Annotated in this window: 21 protein-coding genes and 1 riboswitch; of the genes, 12 read left to right on the top strand and 9 right to left on the bottom strand. The window is 72.9% G+C overall.

Features of this window, described 5'->3' with window-relative positions:
* Window positions 1-274: 274 nt before the first annotated feature.
* From QMF80_RS21475 to QMF80_RS21465, 3 genes are read right to left on the bottom strand one after another with little or no spacing between them, the layout of a single operon-like run.
* A complete protein-coding gene (locus tag QMF80_RS21475) occupies window positions 275-901 on the bottom strand; it encodes a TetR/AcrR family transcriptional regulator (protein ID WP_283455743.1) in 627 nt (208 codons plus the stop codon).
* A 29-nt stretch (window positions 902-930) separates the two neighbouring features.
* On the bottom strand, window positions 931-3,015 hold the full coding sequence (locus tag QMF80_RS21470; protein ID WP_283455742.1) for a YhgE/Pip domain-containing protein: 2,085 nt from the start codon (window positions 3,013-3,015) through the stop codon (window positions 931-933).
* Complete coding sequence (locus tag QMF80_RS21465) at window positions 2,987-3,877, bottom strand: ATP-binding cassette domain-containing protein (protein ID WP_283455740.1); 891 nt, start codon at window positions 3,875-3,877, stop codon at window positions 2,987-2,989. The genes QMF80_RS21470 and QMF80_RS21465 overlap by 29 nt, the downstream gene beginning before the upstream one ends.
* A gap of 204 nt (window positions 3,878-4,081) precedes the next feature.
* Here QMF80_RS21465 and QMF80_RS21460 point away from each other — a divergent pair, with 204 nt between their 5' ends.
* The 5 genes from QMF80_RS21460 to QMF80_RS21440 all read left to right on the top strand — a co-directional run bounded on the left by QMF80_RS21460 (window position 4,082) and on the right by QMF80_RS21440 (window position 8,220).
* Window positions 4,082-4,555 (top strand): SAV_6107 family HEPN domain-containing protein, encoded by a 474-nt coding sequence (locus tag QMF80_RS21460; protein WP_283455738.1) that lies wholly within the window; start codon window positions 4,082-4,084, stop codon window positions 4,553-4,555.
* Between the two features lie 71 nt (window positions 4,556-4,626).
* Entirely contained in the window at window positions 4,627-5,385 is a 759-nt protein-coding gene (locus QMF80_RS21455; RefSeq protein WP_283455736.1) for a class I SAM-dependent methyltransferase, read from the top strand.
* A gap of 250 nt (window positions 5,386-5,635) precedes the next feature.
* Complete coding sequence (locus QMF80_RS21450) at window positions 5,636-6,034, top strand: SCO2097 family morphological protein (RefSeq protein WP_283455734.1); 399 nt, start codon at window positions 5,636-5,638, stop codon at window positions 6,032-6,034.
* A gap of 125 nt (window positions 6,035-6,159) precedes the next feature.
* Entirely contained in the window at window positions 6,160-6,777 is a 618-nt protein-coding gene (locus QMF80_RS21445; RefSeq protein ID WP_283455732.1) for a DUF4126 domain-containing protein, read from the top strand.
* Window positions 6,778-6,795: 18 nt separating this feature from the next.
* On the top strand, window positions 6,796-8,220 hold the full coding sequence (locus QMF80_RS21440; RefSeq protein ID WP_283455730.1) for a phytoene desaturase family protein: 1,425 nt from the start codon (window positions 6,796-6,798) through the stop codon (window positions 8,218-8,220).
* Between the two features lie 34 nt (window positions 8,221-8,254).
* Here QMF80_RS21440 and QMF80_RS21435 read toward each other — a convergent pair whose 3' ends face one another.
* The 5 genes from QMF80_RS21435 to QMF80_RS21415 all read right to left on the bottom strand — a co-directional run bounded on the left by QMF80_RS21435 (window position 8,255) and on the right by QMF80_RS21415 (window position 12,712).
* Window positions 8,255-9,214, bottom strand: a complete 960-nt coding sequence (locus QMF80_RS21435; protein WP_283455728.1) for a hypothetical protein — start codon at window positions 9,212-9,214, stop codon at window positions 8,255-8,257.
* Window positions 9,215-9,255: 41 nt separating this feature from the next.
* On the bottom strand, window positions 9,256-10,170 hold the full coding sequence (gene metF, locus QMF80_RS21430; protein WP_283455726.1) for a methylenetetrahydrofolate reductase [NAD(P)H]: 915 nt from the start codon (window positions 10,168-10,170) through the stop codon (window positions 9,256-9,258).
* Between the two features lie 132 nt (window positions 10,171-10,302).
* Window positions 10,303-10,941 carry a thiamine phosphate synthase gene (thiE, locus tag QMF80_RS21425; RefSeq protein ID WP_283455724.1) on the bottom strand — a complete coding sequence of 213 codons (639 nt, stop codon included), beginning with the start codon at window positions 10,939-10,941 and terminating at the stop codon, window positions 10,303-10,305.
* Window positions 10,942-11,012: 71 nt separating this feature from the next.
* Window positions 11,013-11,378 (bottom strand): Rv2175c family DNA-binding protein, encoded by a 366-nt coding sequence (locus tag QMF80_RS21420; protein ID WP_283455722.1) that lies wholly within the window; start codon window positions 11,376-11,378, stop codon window positions 11,013-11,015.
* Window positions 11,379-11,446: 68 nt separating this feature from the next.
* The gene (locus QMF80_RS21415; protein ID WP_283455720.1) at window positions 11,447-12,712 is read right to left on the bottom strand and encodes an NAD(P)/FAD-dependent oxidoreductase; all 1,266 of its coding nucleotides are present in this window, start codon (window positions 12,710-12,712) and stop codon (window positions 11,447-11,449) included.
* Window positions 12,713-12,777: 65 nt separating this feature from the next.
* A riboswitch (TPP riboswitch) is annotated at window positions 12,778-12,890 on the top strand.
* On the opposite strand from QMF80_RS21415, the gene thiO reads away from it, so the two are divergent.
* The 6 genes from thiO to QMF80_RS21385 all read left to right on the top strand — a co-directional run bounded on the left by thiO (window position 12,888) and on the right by QMF80_RS21385 (window position 18,839).
* Window positions 12,888-14,066 carry a glycine oxidase ThiO gene (gene thiO / locus QMF80_RS21410; protein ID WP_283455718.1) on the top strand — a complete coding sequence of 393 codons (1,179 nt, stop codon included), beginning with the start codon at window positions 12,888-12,890 and terminating at the stop codon, window positions 14,064-14,066. It overlaps the preceding riboswitch by 3 nt.
* Window positions 14,063-14,281, top strand: coding sequence for a sulfur carrier protein ThiS (gene thiS, locus QMF80_RS21405; RefSeq protein WP_283455716.1), 219 nt, complete (start codon window positions 14,063-14,065; stop codon window positions 14,279-14,281). The genes thiO and thiS overlap by 4 nt, the downstream gene beginning before the upstream one ends.
* Window positions 14,282-14,284: 3 nt before the next feature.
* On the top strand, window positions 14,285-15,079 hold the full coding sequence (locus QMF80_RS21400) for a thiazole synthase (protein ID WP_283455713.1): 795 nt from the start codon (window positions 14,285-14,287) through the stop codon (window positions 15,077-15,079).
* A 394-nt stretch (window positions 15,080-15,473) separates the two neighbouring features.
* A complete protein-coding gene (pknB, locus tag QMF80_RS21395) occupies window positions 15,474-17,378 on the top strand; it encodes a Stk1 family PASTA domain-containing Ser/Thr kinase (protein ID WP_283455711.1) in 1,905 nt (634 codons plus the stop codon).
* Complete coding sequence (locus QMF80_RS21390) at window positions 17,379-18,245, top strand: deoxyribonuclease IV (RefSeq protein ID WP_283455709.1); 867 nt, start codon at window positions 17,379-17,381, stop codon at window positions 18,243-18,245.
* A 96-nt stretch (window positions 18,246-18,341) separates the two neighbouring features.
* Window positions 18,342-18,839, top strand: coding sequence for a DUF4396 domain-containing protein (locus QMF80_RS21385; RefSeq protein WP_283455707.1), 498 nt, complete (start codon window positions 18,342-18,344; stop codon window positions 18,837-18,839).
* 32 nt (window positions 18,840-18,871) lie between these two features.
* Here the strand turns inward: QMF80_RS21385 and QMF80_RS21380 are convergent, their stop codons facing one another.
* On the bottom strand, window positions 18,872-19,504 hold the full coding sequence (locus tag QMF80_RS21380; RefSeq protein ID WP_283455705.1) for a sulfite oxidase-like oxidoreductase: 633 nt from the start codon (window positions 19,502-19,504) through the stop codon (window positions 18,872-18,874).
* Window positions 19,505-19,669: 165 nt separating this feature from the next.
* On the opposite strand from QMF80_RS21380, the gene bfr reads away from it, so the two are divergent.
* Window positions 19,670-20,149, top strand: a complete 480-nt coding sequence (gene bfr, locus QMF80_RS21375) for a bacterioferritin (RefSeq protein ID WP_283455703.1) — start codon at window positions 19,670-19,672, stop codon at window positions 20,147-20,149.
* The last annotated feature ends 52 nt before the right edge of the window (window positions 20,150-20,201 follow it).

Raw genomic sequence — 20,201 nt, 5'->3', positions numbered from 1 at the left:
GTCCGGCGATCGAGGACACGGGAAACGCGGAACGCCGGTGCGGTGGGCTCGATCCCCCCGAGCCCACCGCACCGGCGTCCGTCCCCCGTCCCCCGTCGGCGGAACACCGGCCCGCTCCGCGGCCCCGTGTCCGCGGTGCGGGCCGAGGCCCCGTCCGTCACCCCCAGTCTGCGGTCATCGCAGGTGGAGGCCCATCCGTGCGCGTACTCATTTCCACGCCTAGGTACGGATACTCAGTTCTACGCGGCCGCCCCGCCCGGGGGACACCGCCGACTCAGCGACTCCCGCTGACCCGCCCCCGCAGCAGCAGCGACAGCGCCGAGTGCACGTCGTCGATGGACCGCTCGCTCTGGAAGGACTGCCAGTCCAGCGCGGCGACCAGCACCATCCCCACCATCGCCGCCGCCGTCAGCGGCACGTCGATCTCCGCGCTGAGTTCCCCCCGCTCGACCCCTTCCCGCAGCACCGTCTCCACCACGGCCACCGCCTCCTGCCGGACCACCATCAGGGTGGACTGCCAGGCCCGGTTCGTCCGCCAGAGTTCGGCGACGTACAACTGGGTGAAGGCCGGGTAGCGGTCGATGAAGACGAGCCCGGCCCGGATCATCTGGTCGAGCGCCTCGACCCGGGTGCCTCCGCGCGCCTCGGTCTCCTCGGCGGCGGTCCGCAGGGAGACGGTCAGGAGTCCGACCCCGTGCCGCAACAGCTCCTCGAAGAGATCGGTCTTGCTCGCGAAGTTGTAGTAGACGGTGCCCTTCGCGACTCCCGCCCGTTCGGCGATCTCGTCGACCGTAGTCGCGGAGAACCCCTGTTCGGCGATGAGGGTGACGGCCGCTTCGTAGAGCTTCTGCCGCGTGGCCTGGCGTCGACCGGAGCCAGTACCGGTGCTGCTGCTGTCCATGGCGCTGATTCTCACAGGTCCCCGGCTCTCTACAGGCTCAGGTCGGGGTGCAGCCGGTCCATGGTCCACACCTGCTTGCCGCGGGCGGCGAGGGCGGTGAGGGCCAGGGCCCCGACGGTGAAGGCGGCCAGGACTCCGAAGCCCTGCCACACGGGGGCGAGGTCGCCGCCGCTGATCAGCCGCCGCAAGCCCTCGACGACGTAGGACATCGGGAGGTAGGGGTGGATCCAGCCGAAGAAGCCGGGGCTGGTCTGAACGGGGTAGGTGCCGCCCGCCGACGTCAGCTGGAGCATCAGCGCGACGAGGACGAGGATCCGCCCGGCCGCCCCGAACTTGGCGTTCATCCACTGCACGATCGCCGAGAAGCAGGCCGTGGTCACGGCGAGGAAGCCGATGGTGAGGGCGGGCCGGGCCATCTCCAGGCCCAGTCCCCAGTGCAGTACGGACATCAGCGCGCCCACCTGTACGACGCCCAGCCCGGCCACCGGCAGCCAGCCCGCCAGGGCCACCCGCCAGGGCGAGGCGCCCGCGGCCAGGGCCCGCTTGTTGAGCGGGGCGATCAGCATGTAGGCGACCATCGCGCCGACCCAGAGGGAGAGCGGGATGAAGTACGGGGCGAAGCCGGTGCCGTAGTTGGGCGCCTTGTGCAGGGACTGGCTGGCCAGCTTGACCGGGTCGGCCATGACCTCGGTGCGGGCGTCGCGCTGCGGCTGGTCGTAGTCGGGGATCTTGCCCACGCCGTCGTGGAGCCCGGTGGCGAGGTCGCCCGTGCCGTCGACCAGCTTGAACATGCCGCCGTCGAGGCTGTGCGCGCCGTCGCCGAGCTTGCCGACGCCGCTCTCCAGGCCGGAGGAGCCGCTGGCGGCGGTGCCGAGGCCGGTGTGGAGCTGGGTCATGCCCTTGGCGACCTTGTGGGCGCCGGTGTTCAGGGCGTCGACCTTGGTGACGGCCGCGTCGAGGTCGGAGGAGAGGGAGGGGGCCTTCTCGGCGAGGTCGCGGGCCTGCTTCTCCAGGGTGGTCAGCTGGCCCTTGAGCTTGCCGAGGTCGCCGTTCGCGTCCTTGACCAGGGTGTTCACATCGGCGGAGAGTTCGGCGGCCTCGGCCGCGTCGTCCTTGACCTTCTTGAGCTGCGGGCAGGAGGCGGGCTGCGGGCCGGTGGCCTTGGTGCAGACGTCGGCGTAGACGGAAGCCGCGCCGGTGGAGACCCGCTGGGTGACGCGCGCGGCCTCGGGGGCCTTCTTGGCGAAGGTGTCGAGGTGGTTGTTGACGGTGTGCGCGGTGTCGGCGACCAGTTCGGCGGTGTCCGAGAGCTGCTTGGGGTCCTTGATCAGCGGGCGGGCCTTGTCGGCGGCGCCGTGGACCTTGTCGGCGAGGGTCTGGGTGCCGGACGCGATGTCCCGCGTACCGGTCTCCAGCTGTCCGGCGGCGGTGTCGAGCTTCCTGATGCCGCCCGCCAGTTCGCCGGTCTTCTCCTTGGCGGTGTCGAGACCGTCGGCGAGGTCCTGGGCGCCCTGCTTGGCCTTGCCCGCGCCGTCCTTGAGCTTGTCGGCGCCGTCGGCGGCCTCGGCGGTCTTGTCGTGCAGGTCGGAGAAGGAGACGAAGATCTTGTCGAGGAAGCCGCGGGAGGCGTTGGCCGTCGCGGCGGAACGGACCTCGGCGAAGACGGTGCGCGAGATCGACCCGACGATGTAGTTGTTCGCGTCGTTGGTGCGGACCTGGAGCGCGCTGGTGGTGGGGTCGTCGCCGGAGCTGGAGGCGATCTTCTTGCTGAAGTCGGCGGGCATGGTCAGGGAGAGGTAGTACTTCCCCTTCTCCAGGCCCTTGGCGGCCTCGCCCGCGTCGACCTCGTGCCAGTCGAAGGTCTTGCTGGCGTGCAGCTTCTTGGTGATCTCCCCGCCCGCGTCGATGTGCTTGCCCGCGGCGTCGGCGCCCTTGTCGGCGTTGACGAGCGCGACCGGGATCTTGTCGAGGCGGCTGTACGGGTCCCAGAACGAGCAGAGGTAGAGGGCGCCGTAGAGCAGCGGGAGCAGGAGGAGGGCCACGAGCGCGGCGGCGGGCAGCTTCCCCCGGCCGAACCGCTTGAGCTCAAGCGCGGCGAGCTTCGGCGAGCGCATCCGCCGCCCCCTTCGTGTCGGTTCCGGTGTCGGTGTCGGCGTCGGATTCGGCGGCGGTGGCCGTGGCAGGGGCCGTTCCGGGCTCGGTGACGGGCTCGGTGACGGGCTCGGTGACGGGCTCGGTGTCGGCGTCCGTACCCGTGTCCGTGCTGGTGGCCGCGGGGCGGGCCGCGGCCGTGCGCAGGACCAGTGCGTCCTCGGGGGCCTCGCTGCAGACGGCCAGGACGGTGGTGCCGGAGTCGGCGATGTGCCGCAGCAGGGTCCAGGCCTCGGCGCGTTCCGCGTCGGAGAGCTTGAGGTCGGTGTCGTCGACGGCCAGCAGCCGGGGGCCGCCGAGCAGCGCGATGGCCACCGAGAGCCGCAGGGCTTCGAGCCGTTCCAGGTCGCGCACGGAGGTGCGCGGACCCTTGGGCAGGCTCTCCAGGCGCAGTCCTACGGCGGCCAGGACGGCCTCGATCCGGGCCGCGGCGCTCGACGCGCGCTCGGCGCGGGGGCGGAACAGGGCCCGGACGGGGGCGTCGTAGCGGCGCTGGAGCAGGGCGCCCTCGCGCAGCTGCTCAGCGACGGTGAGCGCGGGATCGAGGTCGGTGACCCCGGGGACCGGGCCGAGGGCGGCGATCCGGCGGACCGCGGCCATCTTCTTCGGCAGCCGGTGGCGGCCGATCTCGGCGGATCCCTCGGTGGGCTTCATGCGGCCGGTGAGCGCGAGGAGCAGGCAGGTCCGGCCACTGCCGGAGGGCCCCTCGACGGCGATCAGCGAACCGGCCGGAGCGTCGAACGACACTCCCCGGAAGACCCAGCCTCGTGGGCCTTTGAGTCCGAAGTCCTCGGCCTTGACGGCCGCTCCGTGCGGGCTGTCCACACCCTCCCCCTCTTTTTGAACTGACTGGTCAGTGCAAAAACTATCACCATGGCTCCACGAACCGCACATCCGGGGGGTGTTGTCCAGCCAAAGGGGGGAACCCGCAGGTCAGAACGATTGTCAGTGGGTGCCCTCACGATGGAGGGGAAGTCCGCACCCCGTACGGGTGCACGCAACGCTCCACGCAACGACAGGAGGTTCGTCATGGCCACACCGTCCCCGTCCCCTGTCCATCCCGTCGCGCGCAAGTCCGCTGCCCCTCCGGCCGCCGTCGAGCTGCTCGACAAGGCCCGTCGCGGGCTTGCCGAGGCCGCGCGTCTGCCCCGGGCCAACGAGCGCTATGCCACCGCCCACCTCGCGGCCCTGCGCACCGCCGCGGCGGTGCTCGCCGCGCGCGGGCGGCCCGAACCGGTGCACCCGCGCAGGCGGCCCCGGATCCGCAGCGCCTGGGAGGTGCTCCCCCAGGTGGCCCCGGAGCTGACGGAGTGGAGCGCCCTCTTCGCCTCGGGGGCCGCCCGCCGGGCCCGGGCCGAGGCGGGGATAGCCGACGCGGCGAGCACCCGCGACGCGGACGACCTGGTGCGGGCCACGGGGATGTTCCTGCGGCTGGTGGAACGGATGCTGGAGCTCCGGCCGACCCTGCCGGAACCCCGGGCGGGCCGCCCCGAGCTGGGATGACCTGAGCGGACGGCGAAGGCAATAGGGTGGGGCCGGACCGCTCACCCTTCAGCGCCGAGGAGCCATCAGCCGTGTCGGACACTTCCCGCCCCCGTGCCTCCCTCCGCACCGCCGTGGTGTGGGAGGTCCTGAAGGAGGCCCTCGACCGCCGGGTCAAGGCGACCGGGCGGGATGTGCTCGACGTACTGGACACCGGTGGCGGCACCGGCAAGTTCGCCGTCCCGGTGGCCCGGCTCGGCCACCGCGTGACCGTGGTCGACCCCAGCCCGAACGCGCTGTTCGGGCTGGAGCGCCGGGTCGCCGAGGCCGGGGTCGCCGACCTGGTCCGCGGGGTCCAGGGCGATGCCCAGGGCCTGCTCGACGTCGTCGACCGCGAGGCGTACGACGTGGTGCTGTGCCACGGCGTGCTGGAGTACGTCGACGACCCGGCCGAGGGCGTGGCCAACGCCGTCGCGGCGCTGCGGCCCGGCGGCACGCTCAGCCTGCTCGGCGCCGGACTCGGCGGAGCCGTCCTGGCCCGCGCGCTGGCCGGGCACTTCACCGAGGCCCGGACGGCCCTGACCGACCCGGCGGGCCGCTGGGGCGCCGGTGACCCGATGCCGCGCCGGTTCACCGCCGACCAGCTCAGCGAACTGGTCGCCGGAGCGGGCCTCGCGGTCGGCTCCGTGCACGGCGTGCGGATCTTCGCCGACCTGGTCCCCGGAGTCCTGGTGGACACCGAGCCGGGAGCCGTCGAAGCACTGCTGCGCCTGGAGGAAGCGGCGGCCGAGCTGCCCGCCTTCCACGCGGTCGCCACGCAGCTGCACGTCCTGGGCGAGAAGCGCGTCTGATCTGCGGCGCTGCCGTGAACGGAGTGTGCCGTCGGCACCCCGTTCAGCCGGTCGGCCCCGTATGATCGGGGGACACCGTCGGCATGGTGGACGGGCCATTGGGGAATAAGCGCCTCAACGACCGCCCTTACGACGGTACGGTTTGGCGAAATGGCGTAGAGGGGCGGGTTTCACGGGGGCGATTCCCTGCCTATCCTGGAGGGGACCCCTGGTCGCTACCCCGCGCGACCGACGGATGAGGAGGACTCCCGTGCCGCTCTCGGAGCACGAGCAGCGAATGCTCGAGCAGATGGAGCGAGCGCTGTACGCCGAAGATCCCAAGTTCGCGACAGCGCTTGAGGGAAGCGGGCTGCGTACGTACACCCGACGACGGGTCTACCAGGCAGTCGCAGGCTTTCTGGTGGGTATCGCGCTCCTCATGACCGGAATGGTCGCGCAGAACCTGATCTGGGTCAGTGTGGTGGGGTTCCTCGTCATGCTGGGCTGTGCGGTTCTCGCGGTCACCGGATGGCGCAAGGCACCCAAACCTGGCGAGCATCCCGTGGCCGGCGCCGGTGACGCGGGCCACGACCAGAACCGGCAGCGCCGGACCATGATGAACCGGATCGAGCAGCGGTGGCAGCGACGCCGTGACGAGCAGGGCCAGTAGGGCCCCGCAAAACTTTCGGTGAGGGGATGAGCGCCTGAACGGCGCTCATCCCCTTTCCGGTCCGGCCCCGTCCCGTCTGGCGGTTCGCAACGCCCGGCCGGGCCCGGGTGCTGCATGATGACCGGGTGAGTGTCCTCCCCCTGGTCTTCACCAGCGGCTGGGCCAGCGGAATCAACGCCTACGCCGTGGTCCTGCTGCTCGGCATCTTCGGCGCGACCGGGGTCACCGACGAGGTGCCCGCCTCGCTCCAGCGCACCGACGTCCTCATCGTCGCGGCCGTCCTGTTCCTCTGCGAGGCCGTCGCCGACAAGATCCCGTACGTGGACTCGCTCTGGGACACCGTCCACACCGTCATCCGCCCCGTCTCCGGGGCCGTCGTCGGCGCGCTGCTGGCCGGACAGAGCGGCTCCCTCTCCGACATCGCCGCCGGGGCCGTCGGCGGGTCCACCGCGCTGGCCAGCCATTTCGTCAAGGCGGGCACCCGGATGGCGGTGAACACCTCGCCCGAGCCGTTCACCAACATCGCGCTGAGCACGGCCGAGGACCTCGGGGTCGGCGGGATCGTCACCTTCGCCATGTTCAACCCGCAGGCCGCCGCCGTCATCGCCGGGGTGCTGCTGCTCATCGGGCTCGCCCTGCTCTTCTACCTCTGGAGCCGGATCCGCCGCTTCCGGCGCCGCCGGGCCCAGCGCCGCGAGGAGAAACGGCTGGCCCATGCCTCGCCGACGAGGCCACCGGGGTGACTCGGTAGGGTCGGACGCATGGCACGAATTGCGGTGATCGGCGCCGGGATGGGCGCGATGGCGACGGCCGCCCGGCTGGCTGTGGCGGGCCACCGGGTGACGGTGTACGAGCGCTCGGCGACCTACGGCGGAGCGGTGGGGCGCTTCGAGCGCGACGGCTTCGTCTTCGACACCGGCCCTGGCCTGCTGCACCTCCCCGCCGTCTACCGCGACCTGTTCGTGAAGACCGGAAAGCGCCCTCTGGAGGAGTGCGCCGAGCCGGTCCAGGTGGACCCCTCGGCCCGGCACCTGCTGGCCGACGGCACGGACGTCACCCTCCCCAACGCCTCGCGCGGCGGCGTCGCCACCGTCCTCGACCAAGCCTTCGGCGCGGGCGCCGGGGAGCGCTGGAGCGGGGTGCTCGGGCGGGCCCGCAGCGCCTGGGACGCCACCCGCCGCCCGCTGCTGGAGGAGCCCCTGTGGCCCGACTGGCAGGTACTGGCCCGCGACCCCTACCCCGCGCTGCGGGGCAGCGGGCTGCTGCGCCGCCGCCCGCCGACGCTGGCCGAGGTGGCCCGGCGGGAGCTGGGCGGGCCGCTCGCCACCCTGCTGGAGGCGATGGTGCTGGGGCACGGCGTGGACCCGCGGACCGCTCCGGCCTCCGCCGTGGTGCTCCCGTACATGGAGCAGACCTTCGGCAGCTGGTACGTCCGCGGCGGGATCCGGGAGCTGGCCACCGCCGTGTACGAGCGCTGCCGGGAGCGGAAGGTGGAGTTCTGCTTCGGCGCCCCGGTACGGGAGGTGCTGGAGCGCGACGGCCGGGCGGCCGGGGTACTGCTGGCCGACGGGACCCGGGCCGAAGCCGACGCGGTGGTCTGCGGGGCCGATCCCCGGGGGCTCCTCGTCCCGCTGCTGCCCGGGTCGCTGCCCTGGCCCGGGGGCGCGGTCGTCCCGCGCACGGAGGCGCTGAGCCGGACCACCCTGTTCCTCGCGCTGCGCGGCCCGCGCCCCCCGGACACCGCCCACCGGACGGTGGTGCACTCCCCCGGTGCCCGCCCCGTCACCGTGCTGCGGCCCGACGACCCCGCCACGCGCCCCGACGCGGACCACGAGGCGGTCACCGTGAGCGCTGTGTGCACCGCTTCCGGGGTACCGGCCGAGGAGCTGCTGGCGGCGGCCGGGCGGGCCGTTGCGGGGCTGCGGGAGCGGCTGCTGTGGCAGGAGGCGCGCACCCCGGCCGATGTCGCGGAGGCCACGGGCGCCGCGGGGGGCGCGGTTCCGCCGCCCGCCCTCGCGGGCGCGGACGGCCGGATGCTCTACCCCGCCAACGCGACGGCCCTGCCCGGGCTGTACCTGGCGGGCGGCTGGGCGCACCCCGGCGGCGGGCTGGCGCACGCCGGGATGACGGGGGCCCTGGTGGCGGGCCTGATCGTGGAGGGGGCCGGGTTCCGCGGCTCCCGGTGAGCACCGGGGGCCGGGGCGGCGGGGGCGGCCGGGGTCAGTAGCGGTACGGCTCGTACTCCCCCGTGCCCTGGTACGGGTACGGGTAGGGCTGCTGCTGCTGCTGCGGATCCGCCGGGTCCTGCTGCTGCGGCTGCTGCTGGTACGGGGCGTCCTGCTCGGTGTAGCGCTGCTGCGGCACCCACACACCACCGGGCGGGGTGTCCATGGAGTACTGCTCGTAGACCGCCGGTCTCTGGGCCGCGTACGGGTCGGCGGCGTACGGGTCGGCCGCGTACGGGTCGGCCGCGTACGGCGGGTAGTCAGCGTACGGCGCGGGCTGGGCGAGCCCGCCGGTGCCGATGTAGGGGTCGGAGTAGGCGGCGTACACCGGCTGCTCCCCGGCCGCCGGGTAGCCGGTGTGGTAGTCGTACCCGTCGCCCTGGCCCTGCCCCTGCGGGGACTGCTGGGGCTGCTGGTCGTAGTAGGGCGTGTACTGGTGGGCGTCCTGCTCGCCCGCGCCGAACGGGGAGGCGAAGGCCGCCGTCTGCCCCGCGTCGGCGGCCTGGGCCGCGGCGAAGGCCTGGGTGGCCTGGACCCCGTCCGCACCCCGGCCCTCGGACCCGAAGTCCCGGTCCTCGTCGCCCTGCGCGCCGGCCGCGCCCTCGGGCCCGTACTCCAGCCCGGTCACTTCCAGCGCGGGCTCACGCGGTGCGCCGCCCGCCCCGCGCCGCCGCTTGGAGGCGGTCCGTACGGGCGCCCCGCCCCGGCGCAGAGCCCAGCCCGCCACGAACCCCTTGCGGAAGGAGAGCGTCACCAGGGCCTGGCCGACCGCGAAGGCGGTCGCGCCCGCGGCGATGACCAGCACCGACGGCAGCACCACCCCGGCGACCACGCCGACGAAGCCGCCGAAGGCGAGCAGCCGCCAGCGCAGCCTGGCCTTGTACTGCAGCAGTACCTCGGCAAGCAGCCACAACGCGACGAAGCCGAACGCGATGTAGAGGACCGTCATTCCCATGCATGGCCCCTCTCGGGTAGGCCGCCCACGGGTACGGCCGTTCAGGCCCGCTGATGCAGGCCCAGGTTCTCGTAGATCTCCAGTGTCGCCGTGGAGTTGTGCGTGATGAAGTGCAGTCCTGGTACGCCCTCGGACAGCAGCCGCGCGCAGAACTCCGTGGCGAACTCGATGCCAATGGAGCGTACAGCGGCTCGATCGTCCTTGACCGCGAGCATGCGATCTTTCAACTCCACCGGGAAGACGGCGTTGCTCAGTTCCGGCAGCCGGTCGAGGGTCCTCACGTTCACAACAGGCATGACTTCAGGGATGATCGGGGTCTCGCAGCCCGCTTTTTCCACGCGGTCGCGCAGTCGGAGGTAGTTCTCCGGATCGAAGAACATCTGCGTGATCGCGTAGTCGGCGCCCGCACGGCACTTGTCCACGAAGTGCCGGATGTCCGTGTCCCAGTCGAGGGAGCGCGGGTGCATCTCGGGGAAGGCCGCGACGCCGACGCAGAAGTCGCCGGACTCCTTGATCAGCCGGACCAAATCGGCGGCGTAGAGCACGCCCTCGGGGTGCTCGATCCAGTCGCCCAGCGGGTCGCCGGGCGGGTCGCCGCGCAGCGCGAGCATGTTCCGGATCCCGGCGTCGGCGTACTGGCCCAGGACGTTGCGCAGCTCCGCGACGGAGTGGTCGACGGCGGTGAGGTGCGCGACCGGGGTCAGCGTGGTGTCGGCGGCGATCCGCTCGGTCGCCTTGACCGTGCCGCCACGGGTGGAACCGCCGGCTCCGTAGGTCACGGAGACGAAGCCCGGGGCGACCGCCTCGATGCGCCGCAGGGCGTTCCAGAGGCTGCGCTCACCCTTCTCGGTCCGGGGCGCGTAGAACTCGAAGGAGTACGACGGCATGCCGGACGCGAGGATGTCGCGGACGGTGCGTGCGCGGTCCGGGCGGGTGGAAGCGGTACCAAGGGCCATATGCGCAGGTTAGACGCGGCTCCGCGGCGACCGAAGCGGCGTCCACCGATTGGACACGTTTTTGGACAGATCCGGCCGGGCCGCTGGTCTCCCGGTTGATCCGGCGGTTCCCGCCGCGATGCCCGCGGCGGTTCAGCCCAGGCGCGCGCGGACCCGCTTCGCGAGCGAGGCGGCGGCCGCGCCCGGGTCGGCGGCCTCGGTGATCGCACGGACGACCACGACCCGCTCGGCGCCCGCGTCGAGCACCTCGTCCAGGGTGTCGGCTTCGATCCCGCCGATGGCGAACCAGGGCCGCTCCTGGGCCAGCGAGGCCGCGTACCGGACCAGGTCGAGCCCGGGGGCGAAGCGGCCGGGCTTGGTCGGGGTGGGCCAGCAGGGGCCGGTGCAGAAGTAGTCGACGCCCGCTTCGGCGACGGCGGCGTCCACCTCCGACTCGGCGTGGCAGGACCGGCCGATCAGCACGGCGCCGCCGAGGATCGCCCGGGCGGCGGGGACGGGGATGTCGCCCTGGCCCAGGTGCAGGACGTCGGAGCCGATGGCGTGGGCGACGTCGGCGCGGTCGTTGACCGCGAGGAGCTTGCCGTGGCGCCGGACTGCCTCGGCGAAGACCTGGAGGTACTCCAGTTCCTCGCCCGCTTCCATGCCCTTGTCGCGGAGCTGGACGATGTCGACCCCGCCCGCGAGGACGGCGTCGAGGAACTCGGGGAGGTCGCCCTGTCGCTTGCGGGCGTCCGTGCACAGGTAGAGCCGGGCATCGGACAGCTGCTGCATTGGGAAACCCCCGTGATGGTCGCGGTGTACGGGCCGCGGGCGGGCCCGTACACCGCGTGGAGCGGATCAGGTCAGACGGCGAGCGCCTGAGCGCGGCGCTTCACCTCCGTGCCGCGATTCTCGCTCAGGGCCTGTACAGGGGTGCCGGGCAGGGTGGGGTCGGCGGTGAACAGCCACTCCAGGATCTCGTCGTCGGAGAAGCGGTCGTCGCGCAGCACGGTCAGCAGGCCGACGAGGCCCTTGACCACCTTGTCGCCGTCAATGAAGGCGGCGGGCACCTGGAGGGAACGGTTCTCACCGCGGCGCACCGCGAGGAGCTGGCCCTCCTTCACCATCTGCCGGACTTTGGTCACCTCGATGCCGAGCATCTCCGCGATGTCGGGGAGGTAGAGCCAGGCGGGGACGAGGGTTTCGATCTTTGCGTCAATCTCGGTCACGAGGACAAGCGTGCCATCCGGGACGGACAGCCGGTAGTCGGGCGGTCCGTGCGGGGGTCCGGAGCACGTCAGAGGGCCGCCGCCTTCAGCGGAACGGCGGGGTCCGCGACCCGTTCCGGATCCACCCGGGCCCCGGACTCGATGAGCTTGCGGCCCTGCGCCAGATCCCGGGGGCGGCCCACGGCGAACACCGCCACCAGCGCTCCCTCGCGCAGCCAGCACACCGACCAGGTGGCCCCGGCCGGGTCCCCGCGCCACAGCAGGGTGTCGGCCCCGCCGTGGTGCCCGGCGTACTGGACGAAGCGGCCGAACTGCTCGGACCAGAAGTACGGGACGGGGTCGTAGACGGCGGCGGGGACCCCGGCGGCCGCGGCCAGGATGTTGGTGGCGACGGTGCGCGGGCCCTGCAGGGCGTTGTCCCAGTGGTGTACGAGGAGCCGGGCGCCGTAGCGCGCGGAGGGGAAGGAGGCGCAGTCGCCGACGGCGTACACGTCGGCGAGGGAGGTCCGCAGGTGGGCGTCGGCGGTGACCGAGCCGTCGGGGCCGCGCTCCACGCCCGTCCCGGCCAGCCAGCCGGTGGCGGGGCGGGCGCCGATGCCGACGACCACGGCGGTGGCGGGCAGCTCGCCGCCGTCGGCCAGCAGCACCCGGCCGGGGGCTCCGGCCCCGCCCGGTTCGATCCCGGCGACCCGGGCGCCGGTGATCAGGCGGGCTCCGGCCTGGGCGTACCAGTCGGCCATGGGGGCGGCGACCTCGGCGGGCAGGGCGCCCGCGAGCACCCGGTCGGCGGCCTCGACCACGGTGACGGCGCAGCCCGCCCGGCGTGCGGCGGTGGCGAACTCGGCGCCGATCCAGCCCGCGCCGATGACCACGGCCTCGGGGGCGGCGGCGAGCACCGGGCGCAGCCGCCGGGCGTCGTCGAGGGTGCGCAGCAGGTGGACGCCGGGCAGGCCGTCGGTGCCGGGCAGGGTGAGCGGTTCGGCGCCGGTGGCCAGGACCAGGACGCCGTACGGGACCGGGCCCGCGGTGGTGTCGAGCGCGTGGTCGGCGGCGCGCAGGGCGGTGGCCTCGACCCCGAGGCGCAGCTCGATGTCCAGCGCGGCGAAGTCCACGTCGAAGGCGGCGCCCTCGGCCGTGCCGAGGAGGACCGCCTTGGAGAGCGGGGGCCGGTCGTAGGGCGGGTGGGGTTCGGCGCCCAGCAGGGTCACCGGTCCGGTGAAGCCCTGCTCGCGCAGGGCGACCGCGGTCTGCACCCCGGCCATTCCGGCGCCGACGATCACCACGGCGGGCGGGCTCTTGTGCGTCTGCTCGTTCACGCCGCCCAGCCTAATCATCTGACGATCAGTCAGGAATAGGAGGCAGCCTTACCGGGCCCCGGGGGCGGGGTTAGTCTGGCCACCGTACCTATCGCGGGAGTCCGGGCGGACCGGGCTGAGAGGGAGGCTGGACGGCCTCCGACCGTACGAACCTGATCCGGGTCATGCCGGCGAAGGGAGGGGCTGGACGCCCATGCACTCTTTCGGAACATCCGGCCGGGGATGCGATGTCCTCGTCATCGGGGGCGGCATCATCGGCCTGGTCACCGCCTGGCAGGCGGCCCGGCGCGGGCTGCGCGTCGCCCTGGCCGATCCGGCGCCCGGCGGCGGCGCCGCCCAGGTCGCGGCGGGCATGCTCGCCGCCGTCACCGAGCTGCACTACGGCGAGGAGACCCTGCTCGCCCTGAACCTCGCCTCCGCCGAGCGCTACCCGCGCTTCGCCGCCGACCTCGCCGACGCCAGCGGCGGCCTGGACATCGGCTACCGCGCCTGCGGCACCCTCGCCGTCGCCCTCGACGCCGACGACCGGGTCCACCTGCGCGAACTGCACGCCCTCCAGCGCCGCTGCGGCCTGGAGTCGGAGTGGCTGACCGGCCGCGAGTGCCGCCGCCTGGAGCCGATGCTGGCCCCGGGCGTCCGGGGCGGCCTGCGTGTCGACGGCGACCACCAGGTCGACCCCCGGCGGCTCGCCGCCGCCCTGCTGGCCGCCTGCGAACGCGCCGGGGTGACCCTCCACCGGACCGGCGCGGCCCGGCTGGGCGTCACCGCCGACCGGGCCGCCGGGGCGGTGCTCGACGACGGCACCGAGGTGGCCGCCGGTCAGGTGGTGCTGGCCGCGGGCAGTCTCAGCGGCAGGCTGGACGGCGTACCGCCGGAGGTGCTGCCTCCGGTGCGGCCGGTCAAGGGGCAGGTACTGCGGCTCTTCGTACCGCCCGCCTACGCGCCCTTCCTGTCCCGCACCGTACGGGCCGTGGTCCGCGGCAGCCACGTCTACCTGGTCCCCCGCGAGAACGGCGAACTCGTCGTCGGCGCCACCAGCGAGGAACTGGGCTGGGACACCACCGTCACCGCGGGCGGGGTGTACGAGCTGCTGCGCGACGCGCACGAACTGGTGCCCGGGATCACCGAACTCCCGCTCACCGAGACCCGTGCGGGCCTGCGCCCCGGCTCCCCCGACAACGCCCCCCTGCTGGGCCCCACCGACCTGCCGGGGCTGCACCTGGCCACCGGGCACTACCGCAACGGCGTGCTGCTGACCCCGCTGACCGGCGAGGTGATGGCCGACGTCCTCACCACCGGCGAGCTGCCCGAGGTGGCCCGGCCCTTCAGCCCCCGCCGTTTCTCCGCCGTACGCGAGGAGTCCCCCGCATGACCGTCTCCGGCACCTGTGTCATCTCCGTCAACGGCGAACCCCGCGAGATCTCCGCGGGCACCACCCTCGACGCCGTCGTCGCCACCCTGAGCGCCGCCCCCAGGGGGGTCGCCGCCGCGCTCAACGAGAGCGTGGTCCCGCGCGGCCAGTGGCCGCTCACGCCGGTCGGCGACGGCGACCGCGTCGAAGTCCTCACCGCCGTCCAGGGAGGCTGAGCCATGACCGACGACCTCTTCGTCCTGGGGGGCCGGACCTTCTCGTCCCGCCTGATCATGGGCACGGGCGGAGCGCCCAGCCTCGACGTGCTCGAACGGGCGCTGCTCGCCTCCGGTACGGAACTCACCACCGTCGCGATGCGGCGCCTGGACCCCACGGTCCAGGGCTCCGTGCTGTCCGTGCTGAACCGGCTCGGCATCGCGGTGCTGCCGAACACCGCGGGCTGCTTCACCGCGGGCGAGGCCGTGCTGACCGCGCGGCTGGCGCGGGAGGCGCTGGGCACGGACTGGATCAAGCTGGAGGTGGTCGCCGACGAGCGGACCCTCCTGCCCGACGGGGTCGAGCTGCTGGACGCGGCCGAGACCCTGGTCGACGAGGGCTTCACGGTCCTCCCGTACACCAACGACGACCCGGTGCTCGCGCGGAAGCTGGAGGACGTGGGCTGCGCCGCGATCATGCCACTGGGGTCGCCGATCGGGTCCGGGCTGGGCATCCGCAACCCGCACAACTTCGAGCTGATCACGGAACGGGCGGGGGTGCCGGTGATCCTCGACGCGGGGGCCGGGACCGCGTCCGACGCGGCCCTGGCGATGGAGCTGGGGTGCGCGGGGGTGATGCTGGCGTCGGCCGTGACGCGGGCGCAGGTGCCGGTGCTGATGGCGGCGGCGATGCGGGACGCGGTGGCGGCGGGGCGGCTCGCGTACCGGGCGGGGCGGATCCCCCGCCGCCACTTCGCCACGGCGTCCACCCCCACCGAAGGCCGCCCCACCCTGGACCCCGAACGCCCAGCCTTCTAACCCACCCTTCCAGCCCCACCGGGCGCCACCTCCAGCCCCTCCGGGCCGCACGTCCAGCCCCACCGGGCCGCACGTCCAGCCCCACCGGCCGCCCCCCCCCGGAGGGCGAGCCAGCCCGCAGGGCCCCACCCGCCCCGGCCACGTACGGCCCGGCATTGCGCACCGGCAGCCTCCGGCGGGCCCTCAAACGCCGGGCGGGCTGGATAGGCGCGGCCCCCGGCACAGGACCCGGCCTCCGGCGAGGCCGCGCGGCGCGGCGGGCCGGATGGGGGCTTCGGCGCCCGCCCGACAGGCCGGGTCCGGCAGGGGCCCTCGGCCGAGGGGTGCGTCACAGGTGGGCTGCAAGGTGGGGAGCGGGGGGTGGGGGGCCGCGGGCCACTCGTAGAATCGCCGGGTGGATACGACCCTGGACGACCCCCTCGTCGGGCGCGCGCTCGACGGCCGCTACCGCATCGACGCCCGCATCGCGGCAGGCGGCATGGCCACGGTCTACCGCGCCCTCGACACCCGCCTCGACCGCGTGCTCGCCCTCAAGGTGATGCACCCGGCCCTCGCCGCCGACGCCGCCTTCGTGGAGCGCTTCATCCGCGAGGCCAAATCCGTGGCGCGCCTCGCGCACCCCAATGTGGTCGGCGTCTTCGACCAGGGCACGGACGGCCCGTACGTCTTCCTCGCCATGGAGTACGTCTCCGGCTGCACCCTGCGGGACGTCCTGCGCGAACGCGGCGCACTGCAGCCGCGCGCCGCGCTGGACATCCTGGAGCCGGTGCTCGCCGCCCTCGGCGCCGCCCACCGCGCCGGTTTCGTGCACCGGGACATGAAGCCCGAGAACGTCCTGATCGGCGACGACGGCCGGGTGAAGGTCGCCGACTTCGGCCTCGTCCGCAGCGTCGACGCGGTCACCGACACCACCGGCTCGATCCTCGGCACCGTCTCCTACCTCGCCCCCGAGCAGATCGAGACCGGCCTGACCGACACCCGCGTCGACGTCTACGCCTGCGGTGTCGTCCTGTACGAGATGCTCACCGGCGCCAAGCCGCACACCGGCGGCACCCCGGCCCAGGTGATCTACCGCCACCTCAACGAGGACGTGCCGTCCCCCTCGGCGGCCGTCCCCGGGCTGCCGGTGGTGCTGGACGAGCTGGTCGCCGCGGCCGCCGCCCGCAACCCCGAGCTGCGCCCGTACGACGCGGTGGCCCTGCTCTCCCTGGCCCGCGAGGCCCGTTCCGTCCTCAGCGAGGTCGAACTGGACGCCGTACCGCCGCAGGCCCGCGCCGAGGAGCGCACGGCGGCCGAGGACCGCACCAGCGTGATCCCGCGCAGCGCCCCCGCGGCCGCCCCCACCCAGCACACCTCCCGGCTGGAGCGCCCGGAGCCGCCGCAGCGGCAGCACGCCGTACGCCGTCCACGTCCCCGGCGCACCACCTACCTGGGCATCGCCGGGGCCCTGCTCGCCGTGGCCCTGGGCACCGGCGTCTGGTACATCAGCGCGGGCCAGTTCACCAAGGTCCCGCACCTGCTCGGCAAGACCGAGGAACAGGCCCGGACCCAGCTCTCGGCGGCCGGTCTCGGCGTGAAGGGGGTGGACCGGAAGTTCAGCGGGACCTTCGAGCGCGGCACCGTGATGAACAGCGATCCGGAGAGCGGCAAGCGGATCCGCGGCAACGGGTCGGTGACGCTGACCGTCTCGCGCGGCCCCGAGGTCGTCCTCGTCCCCAACGTCAGGGGCAAGCCCCTGGACGCGGCCAAGGCCGAGCTGACCAGGGCGGGCCTCGCGCCCGGCTTGGTCACCCAGGCCTTCAGCCAGGACCTCCCCCAGGGCGCGGTCATCAGCACCGACCCGGCGGGCGGCGACCAGCGCGCCCCGGACACGGCCGTGGCGCTGGTGGTCAGCAAGGGCCGCCCGCTGCAGGTCCCGAGCGTGGTCGGTGCGGGCGTCGAGCAGGCCCGGACGGGTCTGGAGGACCTCGGTCTGAAGGTCGAGATCGCGCCCGAGCAGGTCAACTCGGCGAGCCCGGCGGGCTCGGTCGCCAACCAGTCGCTCAGCGCGGGCGCCCAGGCGGCGGCGGGCGACACCGTCACGCTGACCGTGTCCAAGGGCCCGCGCCAGGTCCAGGTACCGGACGTCACCAACCAGGATGTGGACGCCGCGAAGCGGGCGCTGGAGGGCGCGGGCTTCAAGGTGAGGGTCGAGCGGCCGTTCCTGTCCTTCAGTAACACCGTGGACACCCAGTCCGTGCCGGGCGGCCAGAGCGCCGCCGAGGGCAGCACCATCACCGTCAAGACCAAGGGCCTGTAGATGTCCGAGCAGCGCAATCCGGTGGGCGGGCACGTCCCAGTCGCGGGCGGCCTCGCGTCCGTGGGTCTGGCCTACGCCCGGGAGATGGGCGCCGAGGCCGTGCAGGTCTTCGTCGCCAACCCGCGCGGCTGGGCCACCCCGGCGGGCAACCCGAAGCAGGACGAGCTGTTCCGCGCGCGGTGCGCCGAGGAGTCCCTCCCCGTGTACGTGCACGCGCCGTACCTGATCAACTTCGGCTCGCACACCGAGGCGACGGTGGAGAGGTCGGTGGAGTCCCTGCGCCACTCGCTGCGCCGGGGCCGGGAGATCGGCGCGCGCGGGGTGGTCGTGCACACCGGTTCGGCGACCGGAGGCCGCCCGCGCGAACTCGCGTTCGCGCAGGTCAGGGAGCACATGCTGCCGTTGCTGGACGAGTTGACGCATGACGACGACCCCTTCCTGCTGCTGGAGTCGACGGCCGGGCAGGGCTTCTCGCTGTGCTCGCGGACCTGGGACTTCGGCCCGTACTTCGAGGCCCTCGACGCCCATCCCCAGCTCGGCATCTGCCTCGACACCTGCCACATCTTCGCGGCGGGGCACGACCTCGCGGAGCCGGGCGGGACCAAGCAGACGCTGGACCTGCTCGTGGACGCGGTCGGCGAGGGACGGCTGAAACTGATCCACGCCAACGACTCCAAGGAGGGCGTGGGCGCGCACAAGGACCGGCACGCGAACATCGGCCAGGGCCACATCGGGCGCGACGCCTTCGCCGAGCTGTTCTCGCACCCCGCGACGGACGGCGTACCGCTGATCATCGAGACGCCGGGCGGCAAGGAGGGGCACGCGGCGGACGTGGCCCTGCTCAAGGAACTGCGCGCACTCCACTGATCCCACACTCCCCAGAGTCATGGGAATACCCCTGGGGGGTATACGGTTCCGCCCTATCGACAGGACCGCATTCCGCGTTCCTCACTGGGGGTCGTCATGGATCACGCACACGAGCACCAGCACCAGCACGGGCACGAGCCCGCGCACCACCGCCCGGGACACGGCGGATGGGCGATGGCCGCCAAGGCCACCCTCCACTGCCTGACCGGATGCGCCATCGGCGAAGTGCTCGGCATGATCGTCGGCACGGCCCTGGGCTGGGGGAACGTGGCGACGATGGTCCTGGCGATCGTCCTCGCCTTCGTCTTCGGTTACGCGCTGACCCTGCGCGGAATCCTGGCGGCGGGCGTGGACCCGCGGACCGCCTTCCGCGTGGCGCTGGCCGCCGACACCGTCTCGATCGCCGTCATGGAGCTGATCGACAACGGCGTGATCGCGCTCTGGCCGGGTGCGATGGACGCGCAGCTGTCACAGGCCCTGTTCTGGATCGTCCTGGCGGTCTCGCTCGCGGCGGCCTTCGTCGTCACCACCCCGGTCAACAAGTGGCTGATCGGCCGCGGCAAGGGCCACGCGGTGGTCCACCCGTACCACTGAGCGGTACCGAGCACCGTCGGCGGTGCCACTGGTCAGAGCTCGGGGCCGTCGCCCGGCTCCTCCTGGTACGAGTAGCGCTGCTCGCGCCAGGGGTCGCCGATGTTGTGGTAGCCGCGCTCTTCCCAGAACCCGCGCCGGTCGGCGGTCATGTACTCGATCCCGCGGACCCACTTGGGGCCCTTCCAGGCATACAGGTGCGGGACGACCAGCCGCAGCGGGAAACCGTGTTCGGCGGTGAGGAGTTCACCGCCCTGATGGGTGGCGAAGACGGCCCGCTCGGAGGCGAAGTCCGCGAGCCGCATGTTCGAACTGAAGCCGTACTCGGCCCACACCATCACGTGGGTGACCGTCGGGGCGGGCGGAGCCAGTTCCAGCAGGCGGCGGGTCAACACACCGCCCCATTCGGCACCCGGCATGCTGAATTTCGTCACGCAGTGCAGATCGGCCACCACGGAGGCGAAGGGCAGGGCCGCGAACTCCTCGTGGTTCCAGCAGTGCTTGTCACCGTCGGCGGTGGCGCCGAAGACCCTGAACTCCCAGCGGTCCGGCTTGAACTTGGGTACGGGACCGTAGTGGGTGACCGGCCAGCCCTTCTGCAGCCGCTGCCCCGGAGGAAGCTCCAGCTGCTCTGCTTCCGGAGATTCGCGGCTTTCCGGCTGACCCATGAGTCCATGGTGACAGACTGGGCAGGGTGGTCATGACCAGGTCCGCCCTGATTCGGGCAAGTCCCAGTAACTCCCACTAAGGAGGCACTTACTGGACGGCCCCGGGCGGCGGTGCGAGGATGCGCGCACCTATCCCGTCACACCGTCCGGAAGGAGCCCGCTGCCATGCAGGGCGACCCCGAGGTTCTTGAATTCCTGAACGAGCAGCTGACCGGTGAGCTGACGGCCATCAATCAGTACTGGCTGCACTACCGCATTCAGGACAACAAGGGCTGGACCAAGCTCGCCAAGTACACGCGCGCCGAGTCCATCGACGAGATGAAGCACGCGGACAAGATCACCGAGCGCATTCTGATGCTCGACGGTCTGCCGAACTACCAGCGTCTCTTCCACGTCCGGGTCGGTCAGACCCTGACCGAGATGTTCCAGGCCGACCGGCAGGTCGAGGTCGAGGCCATCGACCGCCTCAAGCGCGGGATCGAGGTCATGCGCGGCAAGGGTGACATCACCTCGGCGCGGCTGTTCGAGGAGATCCTGGAGGACGAGGAGCACCACATCGACTACCTCGACACCCAGCTTGAGCTGATCGAGTCCATCGGTGAGCCGCTCTACATCGCACAGCTGCTGGAGCAGCCGGAAAGCTAGTGCACGACGGGGCGAACGTTGCCCGGTGCGGCACTGGTGCCGCACCAGCACG

Origin of the sequence: Streptomyces sp. G-G2 (genome assembly GCF_030063135.1) — a bacterium.
Lineage (GTDB): Bacteria > Actinomycetota > Actinomycetes > Streptomycetales > Streptomycetaceae > Streptomyces.
Note: the sequence above shows the minus strand (reverse complement) of the source record. Positions and strands in the feature narration are given on the sequence as shown.